The 21,936-nt window shown below is 70.7% G+C and carries 22 protein-coding genes and 1 tRNA gene; 3 read left to right on the forward strand and 20 right to left on the reverse strand.

Going from position 1 to position 21,936, the window contains the following annotated elements:
- The 8 genes from AC0L6F_RS03075 to AC0L6F_RS03110 all read right to left on the reverse strand — a co-directional run bounded on the left by AC0L6F_RS03075 (window position 1) and on the right by AC0L6F_RS03110 (window position 7,866).
- On the reverse strand, window positions 1–276 hold the full coding sequence (locus AC0L6F_RS03075; RefSeq protein ID WP_259612061.1) for a hypothetical protein: 276 nt from the start codon (window positions 274–276) through the stop codon (window positions 1–3).
- 96 nt (window positions 277–372) lie between these two features.
- Window positions 373–444 (reverse strand) — tRNA-Gln (locus tag AC0L6F_RS03080).
- Between the two features lie 70 nt (window positions 445–514).
- Entirely contained in the window at window positions 515–2,032 is a 1,518-nt protein-coding gene (gene gltX / locus AC0L6F_RS03085; RefSeq protein ID WP_473539111.1) for a glutamate--tRNA ligase, read from the reverse strand.
- A 10-nt stretch (window positions 2,033–2,042) separates the two neighbouring features.
- Window positions 2,043–3,284: an MFS transporter gene (locus tag AC0L6F_RS03090; protein WP_473539112.1), complete on the reverse strand. Its 1,242-nt coding sequence runs from the start codon at window positions 3,282–3,284 to the stop codon at window positions 2,043–2,045.
- Window positions 3,281–4,048, reverse strand: coding sequence for a fumarylacetoacetate hydrolase family protein (locus tag AC0L6F_RS03095; RefSeq protein ID WP_473539113.1), 768 nt, complete (start codon window positions 4,046–4,048; stop codon window positions 3,281–3,283). The genes AC0L6F_RS03090 and AC0L6F_RS03095 overlap by 4 nt, the downstream gene beginning before the upstream one ends.
- A gap of 26 nt (window positions 4,049–4,074) precedes the next feature.
- Window positions 4,075–5,172, reverse strand: coding sequence for a branched-chain amino acid aminotransferase (locus tag AC0L6F_RS03100; protein ID WP_473539114.1), 1,098 nt, complete (start codon window positions 5,170–5,172; stop codon window positions 4,075–4,077).
- Window positions 5,173–5,219: 47 nt separating this feature from the next.
- Window positions 5,220–6,284: a 3-isopropylmalate dehydrogenase gene (locus AC0L6F_RS03105; RefSeq protein WP_473539115.1), complete on the reverse strand. Its 1,065-nt coding sequence runs from the start codon at window positions 6,282–6,284 to the stop codon at window positions 5,220–5,222.
- A gap of 19 nt (window positions 6,285–6,303) precedes the next feature.
- Window positions 6,304–7,866 (reverse strand): MFS transporter, encoded by a 1,563-nt coding sequence (locus AC0L6F_RS03110; protein WP_473539116.1) that lies wholly within the window; start codon window positions 7,864–7,866, stop codon window positions 6,304–6,306.
- A gap of 91 nt (window positions 7,867–7,957) precedes the next feature.
- Here AC0L6F_RS03110 and AC0L6F_RS03115 point away from each other — a divergent pair, with 91 nt between their 5' ends.
- Entirely contained in the window at window positions 7,958–8,506 is a 549-nt protein-coding gene (locus tag AC0L6F_RS03115) for a TetR/AcrR family transcriptional regulator (protein WP_473539117.1), read from the forward strand.
- Window positions 8,507–8,622: 116 nt separating this feature from the next.
- Window positions 8,623–8,880, forward strand: coding sequence for an LPXTG cell wall anchor domain-containing protein (locus AC0L6F_RS03120; RefSeq protein WP_259612065.1), 258 nt, complete (start codon window positions 8,623–8,625; stop codon window positions 8,878–8,880).
- A gap of 18 nt (window positions 8,881–8,898) precedes the next feature.
- Here AC0L6F_RS03120 and serA read toward each other — a convergent pair whose 3' ends face one another.
- The 9 genes from serA to AC0L6F_RS03165 form a co-directional block, all read right to left on the reverse strand.
- A complete protein-coding gene (serA, locus tag AC0L6F_RS03125) occupies window positions 8,899–10,503 on the reverse strand; it encodes a phosphoglycerate dehydrogenase (RefSeq protein ID WP_473539118.1) in 1,605 nt (534 codons plus the stop codon).
- 136 nt (window positions 10,504–10,639) lie between these two features.
- Window positions 10,640–11,005 (reverse strand): hypothetical protein, encoded by a 366-nt coding sequence (locus AC0L6F_RS03130; RefSeq protein WP_259612066.1) that lies wholly within the window; start codon window positions 11,003–11,005, stop codon window positions 10,640–10,642.
- On the reverse strand, window positions 11,002–11,499 hold the full coding sequence (locus tag AC0L6F_RS03135) for a DNA polymerase III subunit gamma/tau (RefSeq protein WP_473539120.1): 498 nt from the start codon (window positions 11,497–11,499) through the stop codon (window positions 11,002–11,004). Before AC0L6F_RS03135 ends, AC0L6F_RS03130 begins: the two co-directional genes overlap by 4 nt.
- A gap of 75 nt (window positions 11,500–11,574) precedes the next feature.
- Window positions 11,575–12,603, reverse strand: a complete 1,029-nt coding sequence (ilvC, locus tag AC0L6F_RS03140) for a ketol-acid reductoisomerase (RefSeq protein WP_274638174.1) — start codon at window positions 12,601–12,603, stop codon at window positions 11,575–11,577.
- Window positions 12,604–12,636: 33 nt separating this feature from the next.
- Window positions 12,637–13,146, reverse strand: coding sequence for an acetolactate synthase small subunit (gene ilvN / locus AC0L6F_RS03145; RefSeq protein WP_259612068.1), 510 nt, complete (start codon window positions 13,144–13,146; stop codon window positions 12,637–12,639).
- An 11-nt stretch (window positions 13,147–13,157) separates the two neighbouring features.
- The gene (locus tag AC0L6F_RS03150; RefSeq protein WP_274638173.1) at window positions 13,158–14,960 is read right to left on the reverse strand and encodes an acetolactate synthase large subunit; all 1,803 of its coding nucleotides are present in this window, start codon (window positions 14,958–14,960) and stop codon (window positions 13,158–13,160) included.
- Window positions 14,961–15,007: 47 nt separating this feature from the next.
- On the reverse strand, window positions 15,008–16,714 hold the full coding sequence (gene ilvD / locus AC0L6F_RS03155) for a dihydroxy-acid dehydratase (protein WP_274638172.1): 1,707 nt from the start codon (window positions 16,712–16,714) through the stop codon (window positions 15,008–15,010).
- A gap of 9 nt (window positions 16,715–16,723) precedes the next feature.
- Complete coding sequence (gene otsB / locus AC0L6F_RS03160; protein WP_473539121.1) at window positions 16,724–17,512, reverse strand: trehalose-phosphatase; 789 nt, start codon at window positions 17,510–17,512, stop codon at window positions 16,724–16,726.
- Window positions 17,509–18,915 (reverse strand): alpha,alpha-trehalose-phosphate synthase (UDP-forming), encoded by a 1,407-nt coding sequence (locus AC0L6F_RS03165; protein ID WP_473539122.1) that lies wholly within the window; start codon window positions 18,913–18,915, stop codon window positions 17,509–17,511. The genes otsB and AC0L6F_RS03165 overlap by 4 nt, the downstream gene beginning before the upstream one ends.
- A 103-nt stretch (window positions 18,916–19,018) precedes the next feature.
- Here AC0L6F_RS03165 and AC0L6F_RS03170 point away from each other — a divergent pair, with 103 nt between their 5' ends.
- Window positions 19,019–19,273 carry a hypothetical protein gene (locus AC0L6F_RS03170; protein WP_274638169.1) on the forward strand — a complete coding sequence of 85 codons (255 nt, stop codon included), beginning with the start codon at window positions 19,019–19,021 and terminating at the stop codon, window positions 19,271–19,273.
- An 8-nt stretch (window positions 19,274–19,281) separates the two neighbouring features.
- Here AC0L6F_RS03170 and AC0L6F_RS03175 read toward each other — a convergent pair whose 3' ends face one another.
- Genes AC0L6F_RS03175 through AC0L6F_RS03185 form a run of 3 tightly spaced genes read right to left on the reverse strand, consistent with a single transcriptional unit; the run spans window position 19,282 to window position 21,897 of the window.
- Window positions 19,282–20,466 (reverse strand): acetyl-CoA C-acetyltransferase, encoded by a 1,185-nt coding sequence (locus AC0L6F_RS03175; RefSeq protein ID WP_473539123.1) that lies wholly within the window; start codon window positions 20,464–20,466, stop codon window positions 19,282–19,284.
- Window positions 20,463–21,116, reverse strand: a complete 654-nt coding sequence (locus AC0L6F_RS03180) for a 3-oxoacid CoA-transferase subunit B (RefSeq protein ID WP_473539124.1) — start codon at window positions 21,114–21,116, stop codon at window positions 20,463–20,465. The genes AC0L6F_RS03175 and AC0L6F_RS03180 overlap by 4 nt, the downstream gene beginning before the upstream one ends.
- A gap of 1 nt (window position 21,117) precedes the next feature.
- Window positions 21,118–21,897 carry a CoA transferase subunit A gene (locus AC0L6F_RS03185; protein ID WP_473539125.1) on the reverse strand — a complete coding sequence of 260 codons (780 nt, stop codon included), beginning with the start codon at window positions 21,895–21,897 and terminating at the stop codon, window positions 21,118–21,120.
- Window positions 21,898–21,936: the final 39 nt, after the last annotated feature.

Raw genomic sequence — 21,936 nt, forward strand, 5'->3', positions numbered from 1 at the left:
TCAGGCTTCGCGCACGCTGACCAGCTGCCATCCCTCGGGGACCTGCGACCGCAGCGTGGCCATGTCGGCGGCCTGGATGTCGTCGACCCCGTCCCGGCGCGCCATCTTCGCGCGCAGGATGATCAGGACGGAGGCCTTCGCCATCGTGGCCGCGGCATCCGTGAGCGCCCAGCCCGGCGGCACCTGGGCGTCCACCTGCGCCCGGGCGGCGTCGATGCCGTCGGCCTCCACAGTGATCTCGCGGACCTCGACGGGACGGATTCGGCCGAACAGCATGAGCCCAGGCTAGTACGCGTCCGGCCCGCATCCGCGCCACGGGCCGCGTCCGGCGGAATGAGAAAACCCCCGCCGGAGCGGGGGTTTCTCTGAGCGCTGGGGTACCTGGACTCGAACCAAGAATGGCGGTACCAGAAACCGCTGTGTTGCCAATTACACCATACCCCAAGGGGCTTCGACCGAAGTCGTGCCGAGGATCAAGTCTAGACGACGGTCCGGCTGCGGACAAACCGAGCGGTCACCGGGCGAGTCGCGCGACGAGCAGTCCCAGGCGGCGCAGGGTCTCGTCCTTGCCGAGCAGCTCCATCGACTCGAACAGCGGCGGCGAGACGCGTCGCCCGGTCACCGCCACCCGCAGCGGACCATAGGCCAGGCGCGGCTTCAGACCGAGCTCGTCCACGAGCGCGACCGACAGCGCCTGCTGGATCGCGGCGGCGGCGAAGTCGGCCCGCGGGAGGTGCTGCACGGCGTTCACCGACGCCACCAGCACTTCCCCCGCGTTCTCGCCGAGGCCCTTCATCGCGTCGTCGGCGTACTCGACGTCGTCGGTGAAGAGGAACCCGACCAGGGCCGGCACCTCGCCCAGCAGCTGCACCCGCTCCTGCACGAGCGGGGCCACCGCGGTGATCAGCCGCTGCTGCTCCGGCGTGACGTCCTCGCCGACGAGACCGGCGGCACGCAGGTAGGGCACGATGCGCGTCGCGAAGTCGGACGGCTCCAGCATCCGGATGTGGTCGCCGTTGATCGCCTCGGCCTTCTTCTGATCGAAGCGGGCCGGGTTCGGGTTGACGTCGACGATGTCGAAGGCGGCGGTGAACTCGGCCAGCGAGAACACATCGCGGTCGGGTCCGATCGACCAGCCGAGCAGCGCCAGGTAGTTCAGCAGGCCCTCGTGGATGAAGCCCTTCTCGCGCTGCAAGAACAGGTCGGCCTGCGGATCGCGCTTGGACAGCTTCTTGTTGCCGGTCGCGCCGAGCACGAGCGGCATGTGGCCGAACCGGGGCATGAAGGTGGCGATGCCGGCGGCGATGAGCGCGTCGTACAGGACCAGCTGCCGCGCCGTGGAGGGCATGATGTCCTCGCCGCGGATGACGTGCGTGATGCCCATCAGGGCGTCGTCCACCGGGTTCGTGAACGGATAGAGCGCCTTGCCGCCGGCGCGCACGATGACGAAGTCGGGGAACGACCCGGCGGGGAAGGTCACCTCGCCGCGGATCAGGTCGACGTAGGTCAGGTCCTCGTCGGGCACGCGGACGCGCCAGGCCGGCTCCCGCCCCTCGGCGCGGAACGCGGCCTTCTGCTCGTCGGTCAGGTCGCGGTCGAAGTTGTCGTAGCCGAGCTGTGCGGCTCGTCCGTTCGCCGCGTTCCGGGCATCGATCTCGGCGGCGGTCGAGTAGCTCTCGTAGACCCGCCCGGCCGCGACCAGCCGCTGCAGCACGTCGGCGTAGATCCCGGTGCGCTGCGACTGCCGGTACGGCCCGTGCGGACCGCCCTTCTCGACCCCCTCGTCCCAGTCGATGCGCAGCCAGGTCAGCGCGTCGACGAGCTGGCGGTAGCTCTCCTCGCTGTCGCGGGCGGCATCCGTGTCCTCCACTCGGAAGATCAGCGAGCCGCCGGTGTGTCGCGCGTACGCCCAGTTGTAGAGCGCCGTGCGCACCATGCCGACGTGCGGCAGGCCGGTCGGCGAGGGGCAGAAGCGGACGCGCACGTCGGGTCCGGCGGCGGTCGTGGTCAGGGGGTGGGGCGCGGAAGACACGCCCTCCAGCCTAGTTCGCCCGGGTGCGTCGCCCGAGCGGTGACAGACCCGCCACCACGGCGACGATCACCAGCGCGCACAGCGCGAGCCCCCCGTACCCGATCCAGGACAGCAGCACGCCGGCAAGGACCGCGCCGACCGCGCCGACCAGACTCATCAGGAAGTCGTTGCGCCCCTGCCGGCGGGTGCGACGGTCTTCGGCGGATGCCTCGGTCAGCAGCGCCGCACCGGAGACCGTGGTCGCGCTCCAGCCGAGACCGAGCAGGACCAGCGCCACCGTGACCGCCGGAGTCGAGGTCTGCCCGAGCGCCGCCGTGACCAGCGAGGCGACCAGCAGGGCCTGTCCCAGCAGCACGGTCGGGACCCGCCCGATGCGGTCGGCGAGGATGCCGAACACCGGTGAGAGCGCATACATCCCGGCGATGTGCAGGCTGATGGTCAGGCCGATGATCTCCAGGGTCGCGCCCGCGTGGATGAGGTGGACCGGGGTCATCGCCATCACCGACACCATGACGCCGTGGGCGCCCGCGATCGCCAGCATCGCATAGCGGGCCGGCACCGGGCGGTCGGCATGGGCGACGCGGGTGCCGGCCGCCGAATGATGCGCCGTGATCCGCATCGCCAGTCGCAGCGGGTCCGGTCGCAGCGCCAGCAGGTACAGCGCGATGCCCATCGCCTGGGTGACGATCGTGAACAGGTACGGTCCGGTCAGCGCCGGCATCCCGAGCGCATCGCCGATGACCTCGCCCGGTCCCACGAGGTTCGGGCCGAGCACGGCGCCGATCGTGGTCGCCCACACGACGATGGACAGATCGCGTCCGCGCGAGCTGTCGGTGGCCAGGTCGGCCGCGGCGAAGCGCGACTGCAGATTCGCCGCCTGGCCGGCGCCGACCAGTGCGAAGCCGGCGATCAGCAGCGGGAAGCTGCGCGCGCCGGTCGCGACCACGACGAGGGCGACGCCGATGATGGCCACCAGCATCCCGGTCGCCAGTGACGGCCGCCGCCCGCCGCGACGGGCGAGGGCGGCCAGCGGCACCGCGGTGAGGGCGGTGCCCAGCGTCACCGACGCCGTCGCCCAGCCGGAGAACGCCTCGTCGCCGGAGATATCGGCGGCCAGCACCGCGCCCAGCGACACCGTCGCGCCGAACGCGAGTCCGCCCAGGATCTGTCCGAGCGAGAGGACCCACACGGTTCGCCGCTGGATGCGGCCCAGCTGCGCGGGATCGGGCAGCTCGGCGATGGATGTCGTCACGCGGCGCGGGCGGGGTTGCGCAGGATCCCGAGACCGGTGATCTCGACCTCGACGCTCTGCCCGGCGGTGAACGGCCCCACCCCGGCCGGGGTGCCGGTCAGCAGCACGTCGCCGGGCAGCAGGGTGAACGCGGCCGAGGCGTAGGCGATGATGTCGGGCACCGAGTGCACCATGTCCGAGATCGGCCCCTGCTGGCGCACCTCGCCGTCGACCCGGGTAGTGATCACGGCGTCGCCGGCCGGGTCGAACTCGGTCTCGACCGCCGGACCGAGCGGGCAGAAGGTGTCGAAGCCCTTGGCCCGCGACCACTGCCCGTCGCTGCGCTGCAGATCACGCGCGGTGACGTCGTTGGCGATGGTGTAGCCGAGCACGTACTCCAGCGCCCGCTCGGCCGGAACGTTCTTGGCGATCTTGCCGATCACCACCGCCAGCTCGCCCTCGAAGTCGACCCGCTGGGACTGCGGCGGCAGCACGATCGCGTCGCCGGGCCCGATCACGGAGGTGTTCGGCTTGAGGAACAGCATGGGCGCCTCGGCGACCTCGTTGCCCAGCTCCGCCGCGTGGTCGCGGTAGTTGCGGGCGACCGCCACCACCTTGGAGCGCGGGATCACCGGCGCCAGCAGGGCGACGTCCGCCAGCGGCACCCGCTCACCGGTGGTGTCGAGTCCGGCGAACATCGGGTCGCCCGCGAGGACGACCAGGTCGGTCTCGTCGACGATGCCGTACTTGATGGAGCCCTGGTGGCTGAACCGCGCGATTCTCACCGCATCAGCCTAGTCGTGCCGCTCCCTCAGGCGTCGAGCCGCACGAGCCAGTCGTGCGTGTCCGCGCGACGTCCGTACTGGATGTCGGTGAGCTCCTCGCGCAGCGACGTGGCCAGGTCGCCGGTGGGCTGCGGGTCCACGAAGTCGTGGCCCTTCAGGGTGCCGATCGGCGCGACCACGGCGGCGGTGCCGCAGGCGAAGACCTCCACGATCTCGCCGGATGCCACGCCCTGCCGCCACTCGTCGAGCGAGACCGGCCGCTGCTGCACCTCGTGGCCGCGATCCCGAGCCAGCTGGAGCAGGGACTCACGGGTGATGCCCTCCAGGATCGAGTCGGAGGCCGGGGTGACCAGCGTCCCGTCCTTCCGCACGAACACCACGTTCATGCCGCCGAGCTCCTCGACGTTGCGGTCCTGGTCCAGGAACACGACCTGGTCGCAGCCCTGGTCGGCCGCCTCGGCCTGGGGCAGGAGGCTCGCCGCATAGTTGCCGCCGGTCTTGGCCGCCCCGGTGCCGCCGCGGCCGGCACGTGCATAGTCCTCGCTGAGCCAGATCGAGACCGGCTTCGCGCCGCCCTTGAAGTAGGCGCCCACCGGGCTGGCGATGACGCGGAACGACACCTCGCGCGCCGGACGCACGCCCAGGAACGCCTCGGAGGCGAACATGAACGGCCGCAGGTACAGGCTCTGATCCTCGCCGCCGGGCACCCAGTCCCCGTCGACCGCGATCAGCTCGCGCAGCGACTGCACGAAGGTGGCGACCGGCAGCTCGGGCAGGGCCAGCCGCCGGGCGCTGCGCTGCAGCCGCCGGCCGTTCTGGTCGGGACGGAACGTGTGCACCGATCCGTCCGCGTGCCGGTAGGCCTTGATGCCCTCGAAGATCTCCTGCCCGTAATGCAGCACGGCCGCGGCCGGGTCGAGCGAGAGCGGTCCGTAGGGCTCGACCCGTGCGTCGTGCCAGCCCTCGGTGGAGGACCACGAGATGCCGACCATGTGGTCGGTGAACACGGTCCCGAACGACGGGTCGCGCAGCAGCTCCGTGCGGCGGGCCGGCGGAACGGCGGACGGGTTGCGGGTCACGGTGAAGGCCGCCGTGGCGGTGGCAGATGCTGCGGAGAGGGTCATGTCAGGTCCAAACGTCGAAGGTGGCGGCGACGCCCACGTGTCTCAGATTACGCCCGCAGCCGTGCGGCGATCGCGTCGCCGATCTGCGCCGTCGTGCGGGATGCCGCGCCCCGGCCGGCGATGTCGTCCTCGACCGCGCGCGTGACGCGGTCGGCGTCGCCGGGCAGCCCGAGGTGGTCGAGCAGGAGGGCGATGGACAGGATCGCGGCCGTGGGATCGGCCTTCTGCTGTCCGGCGATGTCCGGTGCCGAACCGTGCACGGGCTCGAACATCGACGGGAACGCGCCGTCCGGGTTGATGTTCCCGGATGCGGCCAGACCGATGCCTCCGGTGACGGCGCCGGCCAGATCGGTCAGGATGTCGCCGAAGAGGTTGTCGGTGACGATCACGTCGAAGCGACCCGGGTTCGTGACCAGGAAGATGGTCGCGGCATCGACGTGCAGGTAGTCTACGGCAACGTCCGGATGCTCCGCGGCCACGTCGTCCACGATCCGCTTCCACAGCGACCCGGCGTTGACCAGCACGTTCGTCTTGTGCACGAGGGTGAGCCGGTGCGCGCGCCGTTCGGCGAGGTCGAACGCGTAGCGCACGACGCGCTCCACGCCGTAGGCGGTGTTCACGCTCGTCTCGTTCGCGATCTCGTGCGGTGTGCCGCGGCGGATGCTGCCCCCGTTGCCCACGTACGGCCCTTCGGTGCCCTCGCGCACCACGACGAAGTCGACCGATCCGGGGTCGGCCAGCGGCCCGGCAGCCCCCGGGTAGAGCCGTGCCGGGCGCAGGTTCACATAGTGGTCGAGTTCGAACCGCAGCTTCAGCAGGAGGCCCCGCTCGATGTTCGCTCCCGCCAGACGGGGATCGCCGGGTGTTCCCCCCACGGCACCCAGCAGGATCGCGTCGTGCCCCTTGATCGCGGTGAGGTCCTCGTCGGTGAGCGTGTCGCCGGTCGCGAGGTAGCGGCCGGCCCCCAGCGCGAAGCGCGTCTTCTCGAATCGGATGTCGCTGCCCGCGGTCGCGGCGTCGAGCACCTTCTCCGCCTCGGCGACGACCTCCGGTCCGATCCCGTCCCCGGCGATGACCGCCAGCTTCACGACACGCGACTGTGCATGCTCCAACACGGCACTCCTCTGCGACTCACTCGACGCTGTTCTGGTTCCCACCCAGAGTAGTGGCCGCGATCACGCCGGCTGCCACGACCAGGGCCGCCCCGATCAGTGCGGCGGCCCCCACGCCCGCGTCGAACGCGGTGGCGGCGGCCTCGTGCAGCGCCGCGCCGACCGCGCCCGGCAGCTCGGATGCGGCGTGCACCGCGCCGGCGAGCGTCTCGCGGGCCGCGTCGGCCACCGCCGCCGGCACGCCGGCCGGCACGGCGAGGGTGCCCCGGTAGACGGCCGTCAGCAGCCCGCCGATCACGGACGTGCCCAGCACGGTGCCCAGCTCGTAGGCGGTCTCGGAGACCGCGCTGGCCGCACCCGCCTTGGCCGCCGGGGCGGAGGAGAGGATGAGCTCGTTCGAGACGGTCTCAGCCGCCCCCACGCCGATCCCCAGGCTGATCGAGGCCAGGATCGTCGGCCACAGTGTGTGCGGGCCGGTGGTCAGTGCGATCCCGACGTATCCCGCCGCGGAGAACACCAGCGCGGCCGGGATCACCACCCGCGGCGAGACCCGGGCCGAGATCGGGACGACGATCAGGCCCGCGGCGATCATCGCCGCCAGCGACGGCACCAGCGCGAGCCCCGACTCCAGCGGCGACAGCCCGATGATCAGCTGCAGGTGCTGGGCGACGAAGAACAGGAACCCCACCAGCGCCACCACGCTGAGCAGGTTGACCAGCAGTGCGCCGGTGAACACCCGGCGGCGGAACAGTGCCATATCCAGCATCGGCGACGGGACGCGCAGCTGTCGGCGCACGAAGAGCACCCCGAACAGCACGCCGATCGCCAGCAGCGGCAGCACCATTCCGCCCAGGCCGACCACCGCCATCTCCTTGATCGCGTACACGATCGGCACCATCGCCCCGATCGACAGCGCGATGCTGATCGGATCGATGCGCCCGGGCGCGGGGTCGCGACTCTCCGGCACGAGCAGCGGGGCGAGCACCAGCAGCGGGATCAGCACGGGGACGGCCATCAGGAACACCGAGCCCCAGGCGAAGTGCTCCAGCAGGATGCCGCCGACGATCGGGCCGAGGGCGGCCCCGGCCGAGAACATCGCGGCCCACACCGCGATGGCCAGGCGCCGCTGGCGGCGGTCGGTGAAGACGCTGCGGATCAGCGACAGCGTGGAGGGCATCAGCATGGCGCCGAACACGGCCATCGCCGCGCGCCCGGCGATCAGCCACTCGGCGGTGGGCGCGAACGCGGTGGCCGCCGACACCAGGGCGAAGCCGGTGGCGCCGATCAGCAGCATCCGACGCCGGCCGAACCGATCCCCCAGTGTCCCCATCGTCACCAGGAGCGTGGCCAGCACCAGTGGGTAGGCGTCGATGATCCACAGCTGCTGGATGCTCGTCGGCTCGAGCTCGAGCGCGATCATCGGCAGGGCGAAGCTGAGCACGGTGTTGTCCACCGAGATGAGCAGCACAGGCAGCATCAGGACGGCCAGGGCGGCCCAGGCGCGCCCGCCGGCGCGCGCCGGACGCGGCGCGGACCCCGCGGGGATGCGGGCGGGGTCGGGAGTGGGGCTGAGCACGGTCATGACGATCTCGTTCGGTGGTGGCAGGACGATACTGTACCGTCCAGCCGGTATACTAACAGCATCCCCGTCCCCCGCCGATACGATCGAGCCCATGAGTCGTCCGCCGCATGCCCGCGAAAGCGTCCTGGACGCGTTCGCGCAGATCCTCATGGACGACGGCGAGCGGGCGGCGACGATGGATGCCACGGCCCGCGCGGCGGGCGTCTCCAAGGGCGGCCTGCTGTACCACTTCGCCACCAAGGACGCGCTCGAGGCGGCGCTGATCGAGCGGCTCCGCGTCCTCGTCGACCAGGATGTCGAGGAGATCAGCAACGCTCCCGAGGGCGTCGTGGCCGCCTATGTGCGCACGTCGATGATGGAGGGCACCGCGCTGGATCGCGCGCTGCTGGGCGTGTCGCGGCTCGCCCAGGGCGGGAGTCCGGCCGCCGGCACCGCCCTGCACGAGATCCGGGAGCGCTGGGCGGACGCCGTACGTCCGCATGTGCGCGACGAGACGGCGCTGCGCCTGGTGCTGCTGGTCTCGGACGGCCTGTACTTCAACAATCTGCTCGACGCGACGGCATCCGGCCCGCTCGCCGACTCGTCCGAACTGGACGCGCTGGCCGCTCTCGTGCGCGACGTCACCGCGCCGCGCGACTAACACAGCCGGACCGGCGCCGCAAGGCCTGGCGCCCCGCCGCGCCGTGTCGGATGATGGAGGCCCTCCGCGGCGCGACCCATCACGCCGTGGTCAAGGACACACGGAACGGAGCGACCATGAGCATCGGACTCGGCATCGTCCTCTTCGTCATCGGAGCGATCCTCGCCTTCGCCCTGCACATCGACGTGGGGTGGGTGGACCTTCCGCTGGTCGGCTACATCCTCATGGCCGCGGGGGTCGTCGTCTTCATCGTGGGGCTCGTGTTCCTCATGCGCCGGCGGCGCACGATCGCGACCTCGCACACCTCGGTCGACCCGCGCAGCGGCGACACGGTGCGCCGCGACGAGACCTCTGCCCCGGACGACACCATCTGAGCGACGCGCACCCGGCCTTCAGACCCCGACGATCTCGATCTGGCGCAGCAGGTCGGCGCCGACGGCGTCCTGCATCTTCTCGGTGATCTCCTCGGGCACCGGGGAGTCGACGGTCAGCACCGACAGCGCCCGCCCGTGCGCGTCCGGGTGGGCGACCTGGAGACCGGCGATGTTGATGCCGGTGTCGCCGAGCAGCCGGCCGTAGATGGCGACCACCCCGGGCCGGTCGGCGTACTGCATCACGAGGTGATGCTGCTCGATCGGGACCTCGATCTCGTAGTCGTCGATGCCGACGATCTTCGGCACCATGCGGGTGCCGGCCAGCGTCCCGGCGACGCTGAGCACGCTGCCGTCGGACAGCGAGCCGCGCAGGATCGTGATGTTCCGGTACAGCGGGCTGTCGGCCTCGACGATCAGCCGGGTCTCGATCCCACGCTGCTCGGCGAACAGCGGCGCGTTCACGTACGAGACGTTCTCGCTGACGATGTTGGTGAAGATCCCCTTCAGCGCCGCCAGCCGGTACACGCTCACGTCGTATGCCGCCAGTTCGCCGCGCACCTCGATGTCCAGGCTGGTCAGGGCGCTCTGCGACAGACCGGTGAAGAACTGCCCGAGCATCTCCACCAGCGCGATGCCGGGACGCACGAACGGGTCGATCACGCCGCCGGCGACGTTGACCGCGTCCGGGACCAGGTCGCCTTCCAGCGCCAGCTTGACCGACCGCGCCACCGAGACGCCGGCCTTCTCCTGCGCCTCGGCGGTGGAGGCGCCCAGGTGCGGGGTGACGACCGTGTTGGGCAGGGCGAGCAGGCGCTGCGCCGAGCCGCCGTCGGCGGGGGGCTCGGAGGTGAACACATCCAGCGCTGCCCCCGCGATCACGCCGCCGGCCAGGGCGTCGTGCAGCGCGTCCTCGTCGATCAGCCCGCCGCGTGCGACGTTGACGATGTAGGCGGTCGGCTTCATCAGCGCCAGCTGCTCGGCGCCGATCATGCCCGTGGTCTCGGGCGTCTTGGGCATGTGCACCGTGACGAAGTCGCTCTGGCGCAGCACCTCGTCCAGCGGCAGCAGCTCGACCTGCAGCTGCTGTGCGCGGGCGGGGGTCAGATACGGGTCGTAGCCGACGACCCGCACGCCGAAGGCGCGCAGCCGCTCGGTGATCAGGCTCCCGATCCGTCCGACGCCGACGATGCCGACCGTCTTCTCGAAGAGCTCGACGCCGGTGTAGGCGCTGCGCTTCCACTCCCCCCGGGCCAGCGAGTCGTTCGCGGCCGGGATGTGCCGGGCCAGGCTCAGCATGTGCGCGATCGTCAGCTCGGCGGCGGAGATGATGTTCGAGGTCGGGGCGTTCACGACCATGACGCCGGCGGTGGTCGCCGCCTTGATGTCCACGTTGTCCAGCCCCACGCCGGCGCGGGCGATCACCCGCAGCTTCGGCGCGGCGGCGATGGCCTCGGCATCCATCTTCGTCGCCGACCGGATCAGCACCGCCTCGGCGTCGGCGAGAGCCGGCAGCAGGGCCGCCCGATCCGCTCCGTCCACATCCCGGATCTCGAAGTCGGGCCCGAGGGCCTCGACGGTCGCGGGTGAGAGCTGTTCGGCAATGAGGACGACGGGCTTGGTCACAAGCAGACCCTTCGGCGGTGGGCCGCGCGCACAGCGCACGACGGCTTCGAGAGTGGGGATGCCGCGCCGCACGCCTTCGGGGCGAGACGCTGCCAGCCTACCGGCATCCGCTGACCGTCCCCGACCGTGTGACGCCTCAGGAGATCAGCGCGTTCGTGTTCAGCACCGAGTACGCGACCACGTTCAGCCAGAACACGGCCACCAGAGCGAGGCCGCTCAGCATGATCAGCACGACCGGGCCGGGCGCGCGCCGGAAGGCGAGCCGGAAACCGGCGACGAACACGATGACGGGGAGCACTGCCGCGAAGATCCACAGGAACCACCCCAAGGCGTTCAGCGGCACATGGATGCCCGCGAAGTACTGCACCGAGGTGATGAGGTTCCCGATCGCGTTCCACACGGCATACGCATAGAACAGCCCGAACAGGCCCACGATGGTGCCCAGCAGCCACACCGGCGTGCGACGGCCGGATGCCGGTGCCGCGGAGGTCGCGTCGGTCATCGCCCCACCATCCCGGTCATGATGAACGGCCACGGCACCAGCAGCACGGCGCCCGCGGCCAGCCACGCGAACCGCAGCCAGGTCGCGCGGGCGCGGGTGAGGGCGAAGACCGTGGCGAACCAGATGATCGGCGCCAGCACCGCCAGCCACCGGCTGCCCTGGAACATCGCGTCGGCCAGCAGCGACTGCGACGTGCCCTGCAGCCGCAGGCCGCCGATGATCCAGCCGACGACGTACAGCGCGTACACGCCGCCGAGCACGCCCAGCCCGATCAGGGTGGCGTTGCCCATCGGCGGAGCGTCGGCCTCGGCCTCGTCGGCGGCGTCCAGTGCATGCGAGACGCCGGTGGTCGCCTCGGGGTCGTCGGGGGTGCCGACCGCGTCCGCTCCCCTGCCCTTGGCCTTCCACCCGGGCGGCAGCACCGGGCGCGATGACTCGTCGCCGTCCCACCGGAGAGCCTCGTCATCGTCGAGATGATCCGGACCGGTCGCCATGTGCGCCAGTCTAGGACACGCCCGCATAAACGACGGGCCGGGGGATCGCTCCCCCGGCCCGTCGGCGGCGATGACTCAGCGCGCGGCGGAGCCGTCCACGTAGTCCTCGTCCTGCTGCTTCCAGGCGAACAGCGCCCGCAGCTCGCGGCCGGTGGCCTCGATCGGGTGCGACTCGCCCTTCTTGCGCAGCTCGAGGAACTCGGGGGCCCCGGCATCCTGGTCCGCGATGAACCGCTCAGCGAACGCGCCGGACTGGATGTCGCCCAGGACCGCCTGCATGTTCTCCTTCACGTGCGGGTCGATCACGCGCGGGCCGGACACGTAGTCGCCGTACTCGGCGGTGTCGGACACGCTCCAGCGCTGCTTGGCGATGCCGCCCTCCCAGATCAGGTCGACGATCAGCTTCATCTCGTGCAGCACCTCGAAGTAGGCGATCTGCGGCTGGTACCCGGCCTCGACCAGCGTCTCGAAGCCGTACTGGATCAGCTGCGACACGCCGCCGCACAGCACGGCCTGCTCGCCGAACAGGTCGGTCTCGGTCTCTTCGGTGAACGTCGTCTTGATGCCGCCGGCGCGCAGGCCGCCGATCGCCTTGGCGTACGACCAGGTGGTGTCCCAGGCGTGCCCGGACGCGTCCTTCTCGACCGCGGCGATGACCGGCACGCCGCGGCCGGCCTCGTATTCGCGACGCACGGTGTGGCCGGGGCCCTTGGGCGCGACCATGACGACGTCCACGCCCTCGGGGGCCTGGATGTACCCGAAGCGGATGTTGAAGCCGTGCGCGAAGAGCAGGGTCTTGCCCTCGGTCAGGTGGTCCTTGATCGAGTCGGCGAAGATGCCGCGCTGGTGCTGGTCCGGCGCCAGGATGACGATCACGTCGGCCCAGTCGGTCGCGTCGGCGACCGTCTTGACCTCGAACCCGGCCTCCTCGGCCTTCTGGATCGACTTCGACCCCTCCTTGAGGGCGATGACGACCTGGACGCCCGAATCGCGCAGGTTCAGCGCGTGCGCGTGGCCCTGGGAGCCATAGCCGACGATCGCGACCTTCTTGCCCTGGATGATGGACAGGTCGGCGTCGGCGTCGTGGAAGATCTCGGTGCTCACTTGGTGTTTCTCCTTCGTAATGGGATGGATGTCTCAGCCGCGCAGGACGCGTTCGGTGATGCTCTTGCCGCCGCGGCCGATCGCCAGCAGCCCGGACTGGGCCAGCTCCTTGATGCCGAACGGCTCCAGCGCGTGCAGGAAGGCCTCGATCTTGCCCTGGTCGCCGGTGACCTCGACCACGAGCGCGTCGGGCGCGTAGTCGACCACCGAGGCGCGGAACAGGTTCACCACCTCGAGCACGTTCGACCGGTTCGCGTTGTCGGCGCGCACCTTGATCAGCACGTGCTCGCGCTGGACGGACGCCTGCGGCTCGAGCTCGACGATCTTGATGACGTTCACCAGCTTGTTCAGCTGCTTGGTCACCTGCTCCAGCGGCTGCTCCTCCACGTCGACCACGACGGTGATGCGGCTCAGTCCACGCACCTCGGTGACGCCCACGGCGAGCGAGGCGATGTTGAAGCCGCGGCGGGCGAAGAGCCCGGCGACGCGGGTCAGCAGACCCGGCTTGTCCTCCACCAGGAGGCTCAGCACGTGATTGGGCATGTCGCTCCCCCTCAGTCTTCCTGGTCGAACGCCGGCGCGTGCTCGAGCGCGTATTGGATGTAGCTGTTGCTGACGCCCTGCGGCACCATCGGCCAGACCATGGCGTCGGCGCTGACGACGAAGTCGATCACCACCGGGCGGTCGTTGGTCTCCAGCGCCTTCGTGATCGCGGCATCCACGTCCTCGGGCCTCTCCACGCGGATCGCCAGCGCGCCGTATGCCTCGGCCAGCTTCACGAAGTCGGGGATGCGCACTGTGCCGTGGCCCGTGTTCAGGTCGGTGTTCGAGTGGCGCCCGTCGTAGAACAGGGTCTGCCACTGGCGCACCATGCCCAGCGACGAGTTGTTGATGATCGCGACCTTGATCGGGATGTCGTTGATCGTGCAGGTGGCCAGCTCCTGATTCGTCATCTGGAAGCAGCCGTCGCCGTCGATCGCCCAGACCACGCGATCCGGCTCGGCGACCTTGGCCCCCATGGCGGCGGGGACCGAGTAGCCCATCGTGCCGGCGCCGCCCGAATTCAGCCAGGAGTTCGGCCGCTCGTACTTGATGAACTGGGCCGCCCACATCTGGTGCTGGCCGACTCCCGCCGCATACACGGCCTCGGGCCCGGTCAGCTCGCCGATCCGCTGGATCACGTGCTGGGGCGAGAGCAGCCCGTCGCTGGTCGGGGCGAACCCGAGCGGGAACTCCTCGAGCAGTCCGTCCAGGTAGGACCACCACTCCTCGATGTCCGGGCCCTCGGATGCCGCGGCCCCGCGGAAGGCGACCTCCAGATCGACCAGCACGTCCTTCAGATCGCCCACGATCGGCACGTCGGCGATGCGGATCTTCGAGATCTCCGCGGGGTCGATGTCGACGTGGACGACCTTGGCGTTCGGCGCGAACAGCGCGGCCTTGCCGGTCACGCGGTCATCGAACCGCGCCCCCAGCGCGAGGATCAGGTCGGACTCCTGCAGGGCGAGCACCGCCGGCACGGTCCCGTGCATGCCCGGCATGCCCAGGTGCTGCCGGTGCGAATCCGGGAAGGCGCCGCGTGCCATCAGCGTGGTCACGACCGGCGCGCCGGTGGACTCGGCGAGCGTGCGCAGCTCGTCGGCTGCGCCGGCGCGGATCACGCCGCCGCCCACGTACAGCACGGGCTTGCGCGACTCGGCCAGCAGCCGTGCGGCGGCCTGGATCTGCTTGCCGTGCGCCTTGGTGACCGGACGGTAGCCGGGCAGGTCGACCTTCGGCGGCCAGATGAACGGCGCCTCGGCCTGCTGGGCGTCCTTGGTGATGTCCACGAGCACCGGTCCGGGCCGGCCGGTCGAGGCGATCTCGTAGGCCGCGGCCAGGGCACCGGGGATGTCCTCGGCGCGCTTGACCAGGAACGAGTGCTTGGTCACCGGCATGGTGATGCCGACGATGTCGGCCTCCTGGAACGCGTCGGTGCCCATCAGGGTGCTGAACACCTGGCCGGTGATGGCCAGCATCGGCACCGAGTCCATGTAGGCGTCGGCGATGGCGGTGACCAGGTTGGTCGCGCCGGGGCCGGAGGTCGCGATGGCGACGCCCACCTTGCCCGACGCCGACGCGTACCCTTCGGCCGCGTGGCCGGCGCCCTGCTCGTGGCGGACCAGGATGTGGCGGATCTCGGACGTGTCCATCAGCGGGTCGTACACCGGGAGGATCGCTCCCCCGGGCAGGCCGAACACGTCCGTGACGCCGAGCAGTTCGAGTGAGCGCACGACGGCTGCCGCCCCGGTGAGCACGGGGGCGGATGCGGTGCGGGCGGGCGGCCGGGGCACGGCCGCAGCAGTGTCTGCGGGCATGGTGATGATTCCTCGATTGATCGGGCTGCAGGGGATCGAAACGGCCGTCACCCCGTGACGGCGCCCTGCGCGGCAGAGTGCACGAGCTTGGAGTACTTGGCCAGGACACCTCGGGTATAGCGCGGTTCCAGTGGCTCCCATCCCACCTTGCGGGAGCTCAACTCGGGCTCATCGACGAGTAGGTCGAGAGTGCGAGCCGCGATATCGACCCGTATCAGATCACCATCGCGCACCAGGGCCACGGGACCAGCGTCCACTGCCTCAGGTGCTATATGGCCGATGCACAGGCCGGTTGTGCCGCCGGAGAATCGACCGTCCGTCAAGAGTAGTACATCCCGGCCGAGGCCCGCGCCCTTGATGGCCGCGGTGATCGCCAGCATCTCGCGCATCCCCGGGCCGCCCTTGGGCCCTTCGTACCGGATCACGACCACGTCCCCGGGGGCGATCCGCCCGGCTTCCAGCGCGTCCATGGCCTGGCGCTCGCGCTCGAACACGCGCGCCGGTCCCTCGAACACGGCGGCGTCGAATCCGGCGGTCTTGACGACGGCGCCGTCGGGTGCGAGCGAGCCGTGCAGGATGGTCAGTCCCCCGGTGGCGTGGATGGGGTCGTCGAAGGAGTGGATGACGGTCCCGTCGACCGGGTCCGGGTTCAGTGCGCGCAGGTTCTCGGCGAGCGTCTTTCCGGTGACGGTCAGCGCGTCGCCGTGCAGCAGCCCCTCGTCGAGCATGGCCTTCATGATCACGGGGATGCCGCCGTGACGGTCGACGTCGTTCATCACGAACTGTCCGTACGGCTTCATGTCGGCCACGTGCGGCACCTTGTCGCCGATCCGGTTGAAATCGTGCAGGCTCAGCTCGACCCCGGCCTCGTGGGCGATCGCCAGCAGGTGCAGCACCACGTTCGTCGAGCCGCCCAGCGCCATGGCCAGCGCGATGGCGTTCTCGAACGCCTCGATCGTGAGGATGTCGCGGGTGGTGATCCCCTGACGCAGCAGGTTCACGACCGCCTCGCCGGATCGATGGGCGAACGCGTCCCGGCGTCGGTCGGCCGACGGCGGGGCTGCCGACCCCGGCAGGCTGAGCCCCAGCGCCTCGGCGACCGAGGCCATGGTGTTCGCGGTGTACATGCCGCCGCACGCGCCCTCGCCGGGAGCGAACGAGCACTCGATCCGCTTCAGATCGGCTTCGCTCATCCGGCCGGACAGGCACGCGCCCACGCCCTCGAACGAGTCGATGATCGTGATCTCCTTCTCGGTTCCGTCGGAGAGCTTGACCCATCCCGGGGCGATCGAGCCGGCGTAGAGGAAGACGCTGGACAGATCCAGCCGCGCCGAGGCCATCAGCATCCCGGGGATGGACTTGTCGCACCCGGCCAGCAGGACGGTGCCGTCCAGCCGCTCCGCCATCACGACCGTCTCGACCGAGTCGGCGATGACCTCGCGCGAGACGAGGGAGAAGTGCATGCCCTCGTGGCCCATCGAGATGCCGTCCGACACCGAGATGGTGCCGAACTGGAGCGGGTAGCCGCCGCCGGCGTGCACCCCCTCTTTGGCGCCCTGGGCCAGCCGGTCCAGGCTCAGGTTGCACGGGGTGATCTCGTTCCAGCTGGAGGCGATCCCGATCTGCGGCTTGTCCCAGTCCTCGTCCCCCATCCCGACGCCGCGGAGCATGCCGCGGGAGGTGGTGGCTTCGATCCCGTCGGTGACGACGCGACTGCGGGGTTTGATGTCGATCGGGTTCTCGGCGGCAGACATGGTCGCAGTCTATTCCGGGCGGGAACCGCGTCGCCGCGCGAGCTCGGACAGGAAGGCCGCGAACGCGGGGATGTCGGGCAGCACGACCGACGCGGCCGTGGCCTGACCGGTGCCGATGTGCACGCCCACGTCGTCGGGGCCGAGGCTGCCCAGCGCATCCTCGTCGGTGACGTCGTCGCCGGCGAACAGTGCCGTGTCGGCGCCCGTGAGCTCGCGCAGGTGGGCGACCGCGGTGTCCTTGCCCTCGTGCCGGAACGCGTACTCCACGATGTTGTGCCCGGTCCGCCGGCGCCAGTGCGGGGCACCGGCGGCCACGATGGCGTCGACGGCGTCGTTCGCGGTGCGCGCGTCGTCCGGTGCCGCCGTGCGGCTGTGCACCCCGAAGCCGAAGGTCTTCGGCTCGACGACGACCCCGGCCAGGTGGCGCACGGCCTCCTCCGCGGCCGCGCGCAGCCGGTCGCGGAGCACGATGTCCTCGGCCGATTCGGTCGGCTCGAGCAGGCCGTCGGCCGGCGTCCAGTACTCCGCCCCGTGCGAGCCGGCCAGCAGGATGGCCGCGTCATCCCGATGCTCGGCGATGACGCGCAGATCCGACAGGCTGCGCCCCGACACCAGGGCGACCCAGGTGTCGGCCAGAGCGACCAGGGCCTGCAGCGCCTGACGCGCCTCGGGCAGCATCCGGGCCGCCATCGGATCGTCCTCCAGCGGCGAGAGAGTGCCGTCGAAGTCGAGGGCGATCAGCAGCCGGGGTGCGGCCGCCAGCCGCTGCAGCGCGTGCTCTGCGGCATCCCCGCTCATCGGTCGTTCGCCTTCCGCGCCTGATCGAGCGCCGCGAGGAAGTCACGGGACCACGCCTTCACGTCGTGCTCGAGGACGCGTCGACGCAGCTTGCGCATCCGCCGTCCCTGCTCGGCGCGCGGCATGTCCACCGCCTGCATGATCGAGTCCTTGAGCCCCTCGATGTCGTGCGGGTTGATGCGCAGCGCGCTGCTGAGCTCGTCGGAGGCGCCGGTGAACTCGCTGAGCACGAGCACTCCGCGGTTGTCGGCGCGGGCGGCGACGTACTCCTTGGCGACCAGATTCATCCCGTCGCGCAGCGCGGTGACCAGCATGACGTCGGCGGCCAGGAACAGGGCCACCATCTCCTCCCGCGGAAAGGTCTGGTGCAGGTAGCGGATGGCGGTGTGCCCCATGGTGTCGTAGCTGCCGGTGATCCGCCCCACGGTCCGCTCGATCTCGTCGCGCAGCTGCATGTAGGCGGCCACCCGTTCGCGGCTGGGACTGGCCACCTGCACGAGGGTGGCGCGCTCCACCGACAGGCGCCCGGCGCTGAGCAGCTCGCCGAACGCCTTCATCCGGTGGCGGATCCCCTTGGTGTAGTCGAGGCGATCCACGCCCAGCAGGATCTTCTCCGGGTTGCCCAGCTCCTCGCGGATCTGGACGGCGCGGGCCTGGATGTCGGGGCGGGCTGCCATCTCGATGTACGTGGACGAGTCGATCGAGATCGGGAAAGCCTTCGCCAGGGCGATGCGCGTCGTCCCGTCCTCCTGCGGGATCCGGATGCCGGAGGCCCGGGTCTCGTAGCGCAGCTGGCGATGCACGGCCCGGGCGAAGTTGCTGGCGTCGGCCGTCCGCTGGAATCCGATCACATCGGCCCCGAGCAGGCCTTCGACCACCTGGCGCCGCCACGGAAGCTGCGAGAACAGTCCGTATGCCGGAAACGGAATGTGATGGAAGTAGCCGATCGTCAGGTCGGGCCGGCGCTCTCGGATCATCTGCGGCACGAGCTGCAGCTGGTAGTCCTGCACCCACACCGTCGCGTTCTGCGCGGCGACCGCCGCCGCCGCGTCGGCGAACCGGCTGTTCACGTCCACGTAGGCGTTCCACCACTCCCGCCGATAGCGGGGCGGCGAGATCACATCGTGGTAGAGGGGCCAGATGGTGTCGTTGGCGAAGCCCTCGTAGTACAGCTGGACATCCTGGGCGCTCAGCGTCACCGGCACCAGATGCATGCCGTCGAAGTCGAACTCGTCGGCCTTCAGCCCGGCCTGTCCCGGCCAGCCGACCCACGCGCCGTCCACGCGCCGCATCACCGGCTCGAGCGCCGTCACCAGGCCGCCGGGAGAGGGCCGCCAGCCGCCGGCCTCGTCGCGATCGACGGGAAGACGATTGGCGACGACGACGAGTTCGGCTTGCGTCATGTCAGCCCCTGCTTTCGGATCGCGACTGCGCTCCCAGGCTAACAGCGCCGACGCGCGTGCGCCCGGGGAAGACGCGGCGCGGATCGCGCGCTAGCGTGGAGGGATGCGCAAGTACGTCTTCGGCACAGGGATCATCGCGGCCGTGACCAGCGGCATGACGCTGCTGCGAGCACTGCGTGAGCACGAGCCCTTCACCTGGCGCACCGCCCTGGCCTGGCTCAGCTGGGGGATCACCGTGGCGCTGGCGATCGGATCGATCGTGGACATCCGTCGCGCCGGCACCGGACATCTGGTGCCGCCCGACTCCCCCGTCTCAGGGCACGAGAAGAAGTATCTGAAGGAACACCTCGAGCGCTGAGCCGGGCGTCAGCGGGTGAGGATCAGCGCGTCGCCCTGACCGCCGCCGCCGCACAGGGCCACCGCGGCGGTCCCGCTGCCGCGGCGCACCAGTTCGTGCACCATGTGCACCACCAGCCGGTTGCCGCTGGCGCCGATCGGGTGGCCGATGGCGATGCCGCCGCCGTGGATGTTGACGATGTCATCCGAGAGGCCGAGCTCGCGCTGGGACCGCGCCACGACCGCGCCGAACGCCTCGTTGATCTCGACCACGTCCAGGTCGGACACCGCGATGCCCTGCTTGTCCACCGCCTTCTGGATGGCCCGGGCCGGCTGGGCGTGCAGCGAGTTGTCCGGTCCGGCGACCTGGCCGCTGGCGCCCACGACCGCCAGCACCGGCCAGCCGTTCGCGTCCGCGTGCGAGCGGGTCGTCAGCACGACCGCCGAGGCGCCGTCGGAGATCTGCGACGAGTTGCCCGCGGTGATCGACCCGCCCTCGGCGAAGGCCGGGCGCAGCGACGCCAGCGACTCCACCGTGGTCTCGGGCCGGATGCCCTCGTCCTGCGTCGCGGTCGTGGTCGCTCCGCGCCGCCCGGGGACGGTCACCTCGACGATCTCATCGGCGAAGACCCCGGCACCCCATGCGGCGGCCGCGCGCTGGTGCGAGCGGGCCGCGACCGCATCCTGCTGCGCGCGGGTGACCTCGTACTTGTCGTTCAGCCGCTCGGTCGAGGCGCCCATGCTCTCCTCGTCGTACGCGTCCGTGAGCCCGTCGTACGCCATGTGGTCGAGCACCTCGATCGTGCCGTAGGCGTAGCCTTCGCGCGACCCCATCAGCAGGTGCGGCGCGCGGGTCATCGACTCCATGCCGGCGGCCACGACCACGGTCGCATCGCCCACCCGCAGCATCCGCGCCCCGTCGATGATCGCGGTCAGCCCGGACAGGCAGACCTTGTTCACCGATCCGGCGTGCACATCCCAGCCGATGCCGGCGCCGACCGCCGCCTGCCGGGCGGGATTCTGCCCGGATCCGGCAGCCAGCACCTGGCCGACCAGCACCGCGTCCACGGCCGTGGCCGGGATGCCGCCCTTCTGCAGCGCCCCCGCGATCGCGGCGCTGCCCAGCTGCACGGCGGTCAGCGGTGCCAGCTGGCCCTTCAGACGCCCCTGCGGCGTGCGCGCCGCGGCGACGATGACGACGTCGTCCATGTTCATGCCCTCACTGTAAGGTCGGCCGAGACGGTGAGCTCCGGTTCGGTGGCGGCGATCACATCTTCCACGCTCACCCCGGGCGCGGTCTCGACCAGGACGAGGCCGGAATCGGTGACGTCGATGACGGCGAGATCGGTGATGATGCGGTCCACGACCCGTTTGCCGGTCAGGGGCAGCGAGCATTCGTCGACGATCTTGGGCGAGCCGTCCTTGGCGACGTGCTCCATCAGCACGATCAGCGTGCCGGCGCCGTGCACCAGGTCCATGGCCCCGCCGGGGCCCTTGACCATCTTGCCGGGGATCATCCAGTTGGCCAGGTCGCCGCGGCGCGACACCTGCATCGCCCCGAGGATGGCCGTGTCGATCTTGCCGCCGCGGATCATCCCGAAGCTGGTGGCCGAATCGAAGAAGGACGCACCGGGCAGGAGCGTCACGGTCTCCTTCCCGGCGTTGATCAGGTCGGGGTCGACGTCCTCCTCGGTCGGGTACGGTCCGACGCCGAGGATGCCGTTCTCGGACTGGAGCACGAGCGTGACGCCCGCGGGGACGTAGTTGGGCACGAGGGTGGGCAGCCCGATTCCGAGGTTCACGTACGCGCCGTCGGGCAGCTCCGCCGCGGCGCGGGCCGCCATCTGCTGTCGGGTCAGTGCCATGTCATGCTCCTTCCGCGGGTGCGGCGACGGTGCGCCGCTCGATCCGCTTCTCGATGTCGGGTCCGACCTCCACGATGCGGTGGACGTAGATGCCGGGCAGGTGGACGGCATCGGCGTCCAGCTCACCGGGCTCGACGAGCTCTTCGACCTGCGCGATGCAGATGCGGCCGGACATCGCCGCGAGCGGGTTGAAGTTGCGCGCGGCCTTGTTGAACACGAGGTTGCCGTGCCGATCGCCGCGCGCGGCGTGCACGAGCGCATAGTCGGCGACGATGGCGTCCTCGAGCACGAACTCGCGCGCACGCCCGCCGACGGTGAACGTCCGGGTCTCCTTCACCGGGGATGCCACGGCGATGCCGCCATGGCCGTCGTAGCGCCGCGGGAGCCCGCCCTCGGCGACCTGGGTGCCGACGCCGGTGGGCGTGTAGAAGGCGGCGATCCCGGCACCGCCGGCCCGCAGCTTCTCGGCGAGCGTGCCCTGCGGGGTGAGCTCGAGCTCGAGGTCGCCCTCCAGGAACTGCCGCTCGAACTCCTTGTTCTCACCGACGTACGACGAGGTCATCTTCCGGATGCGCCGTGCGTTCAACAGGATTCCCAGACCCCAGTCATCCACCCCGCAGTTGTTCGAGACGATCGACAGGTCGCGGGTGCCCTGCGCGAGCAGCGCCTCGATCAGGGTCATCGGATTGCCGCTGAGCCCGAAACCGCCGACGGCGATCGTCGCCGAGTCCGGGATGTCTGCCACCGCGTGCGCGGCGTCGGCCACCTGCTTGTCGATCACACGGACCTCCTTCGTCCTGCGATGCCGCCGTCGGCACCG

The sequence above is a fragment of the Microbacterium sp. G2-16M genome (assembly GCF_055809115.1).